The organism is Kitasatospora nipponensis (assembly GCF_039528135.1).
In the GTDB taxonomy this organism is placed as follows: Bacteria; Actinomycetota; Actinomycetes; order Streptomycetales; family Streptomycetaceae; genus Kitasatospora; species Kitasatospora nipponensis.
Genome location: NZ_BAAALF010000397.1, coordinates 1 through 2,132, shown reverse-complemented (window position 1 = coordinate 2,132; position 2,132 = coordinate 1). Strand labels below are relative to the sequence as shown.

The 2,132-nt window shown below is 77.3% G+C and carries 2 protein-coding genes; one reads left to right on the top strand and one right to left on the bottom strand.

Annotation, left to right across the window (positions count from 1 at the left end; translation table 11 throughout):
* A partial coding sequence (locus ABD323_RS40575) for a DUF2398 family protein (protein ID WP_344447128.1) occupies nt 1–1,474 on the top strand: 1,474 nt, incomplete at its 5' end.
* Between the two features lie 52 nt (nt 1,475–1,526).
* Here the strand turns inward: ABD323_RS40575 and ABD323_RS40570 are convergent.
* Nucleotides 1,527–1,772 (bottom strand): hypothetical protein, encoded by a 246-nt coding sequence (locus ABD323_RS40570; RefSeq protein WP_344447127.1) that lies wholly within the window; start codon nt 1,770–1,772, stop codon nt 1,527–1,529.
* Nucleotides 1,773–2,132 lie beyond the last annotated feature (360 nt).

The window sequence follows — 2,132 nt, the reverse complement described above, 5'->3', positions numbered from 1 at the left end:
CGCCGATCCCGACGCCGCTGACCCGGCGGGGCCGCGGCAGGTGGCGCTGGCCGCCGAGCGGCGGGCCGCGGCCCGGGTCCTGATGGCCCATCCGCTGGTCAACGCGGCGGGGCCGTACGCCGAGGCGCTCACCGTGATCCACCGTCATGCGGGCTGGCTCACCGACCGGTTCGGCGAGTTGCTCGGCTACCGGCTGATCGTCACCCCGACCTGCGCGCGCCTGCTGAAGGCCGGGCTCGGCCCGGGCACGCTGCGCCGGGTCGAGCTCGACGGCGTGCCACTGACCCCCGCGGCGTACGCCGCGCTGACCCTGACGCTGGCGGAGCTCGAGGCGGGCCCGTCGCACTGGCCGGCCGACCGGCTGAGCGCGCGGGTGACCCGTGGCGCCGTCGAGGCCGGGCTGGCCGCGCCGGCGTCCGGGCGGTCGCCACTCGACGCGCCGGCCGGTGACCCGCTGCCCGAGCTGCCGGAGGCCTCCGGAGCGCCCGGGGCGCCGGCCGCCGTTGGGGTGGGCCCGGCGGAGGTGGCGGTGGCCGTGGCCCTGCTGACCCGCTGGCAGGTGCTCACCGTTCAGGACGCGGACGGCGCCGCGGACCCTGGTACGGACGGCGGCCCGGACGGCGGCCCGGACGGTGGTGAGGGCGCGCGGCTGCGGGTCGACCGCGATCTGGTCGCCGCGCTGCTGCTCGGCCCGTCCGCCTGGAGCGGCGACGCCGCGTCGGACGGTGGGACCGTCGGCTCGTCCGCGATGTCCGGTGCCCCGGGGTCCCCGGCACGGCCCACCGCAGAGGTGCGCACCAGCGTGCCGGTGGCCGTGCGGCGCCGGCTGGCGGAGACGCCGGTCGTCCTGCTGGCCGAGCTCACCGCGCTGGAACGCGAGTGGCTCTGGGAGTCGCGGCACCGCGAGGTCGAGGCGTTCGCCGAGTTCCTGGGCCTGTCGGCCGAGATCCGCCGCGAGGGCATCGCGCTGCTGGACCCGGCCGGGGAGCTGACGGACGTGCGGCTGCCCGGCTCCGACGTCCCGGCGCACGCCGCCCTGCTGCTGGTGGAGCGGCTGGTCGACCAGCTGCGGCCGCTGCCCCTGACGGGACCGGGCGTCGGTGTCGCCGCGCGGGAGTCGGGTGACGGGGGATCGACGGGCGTGGGCGTGCCGATCGCGGAGGCCCTGATAGACGGCATCCTGGGCGATGTGGCCGACGAGTACGGCGACACCGCCGGCTGGCGCCGCGACCACCTCGCCGACCGGGCCGCCTTCCGCCGCGAGGTGCTCGACCTGCTGCACCGCATGCGGCTCATAGCGCCGACCCGCGAGGAGGTCGCCCCGGCCGGGCCCGCCCCGGGCGAGGCGGGGACCGCGGGGCGTCGGCTCACCGGCGGCTGGAGCCTGCTCGCCCCCGCCGCCCGCCTCGCGGCCGAGCTGGAGCTGCGCCCCGCCACCAGGACCGGCCGGCACTCCCGCCGCGAGCACCGCTGACCGATCCGGTCGGTGCCCCGCTAGAGGGGCTGCGGCGCGGGTGGTGACCGGCTCAGCGGCTGGCGGCCGCCGTCGCGACGCCCTCGTGCTGGACGGTCTCCACGGTCGCCCCGACCCCGAGCGCGCCGAGCGCCACGGAGGCGGCCACGGCCGCGCAGGCCAGGAAGCGACGGTGCCGCTTGGGCAGCGGGAAGCGGGGTTCGTCCAGCTCGCCCGGCGGCTGTGACGAGCCCGGCGCACCGGGGGAGTTCGGGGAGCCGGGGGCGATGAGGCCCGGGGCAGACAGTCGATCGTCCATGATGCTCAGCATTCCAGTCGGGTGTTAAACGATGACTACACAGGGGTGAACGCCGTACCGGCGCCACGCGGCGATTCGGAGCGTGGGTCGGGCTGCTCAATTCGTACTGGAGCCTCCTGGCGCGGAGCTGTATTCGGACTGGTCAGCGGGGGCCGGCGGGGTGCGCGAAAGGGCTTTCGCGAACATTTCGAAACCGGGACGGAAACGTCTTGCGGCCGGCCCGAAAACGCACCGGATCGCCACTGGTCCGCCCGGTCCGCAAACCGTGTTCCGGTGACGGCGACCGTGAGGGCCGCCGCGCGGGCGGTGGACCCGGCGCGGGTGGCGCGCGGCGCGCGCCCGCAGCGCGGCGTGCACCGC

Coding starts and splice junctions, on each gene's coding strand:
- ABD323_RS40570 (WP_344447127.1), bottom strand. CDS start 1,772: ATGGACGATCGACTGTCTGCCCCGGGCCTCATCGCCCCCGGCTCCCCG.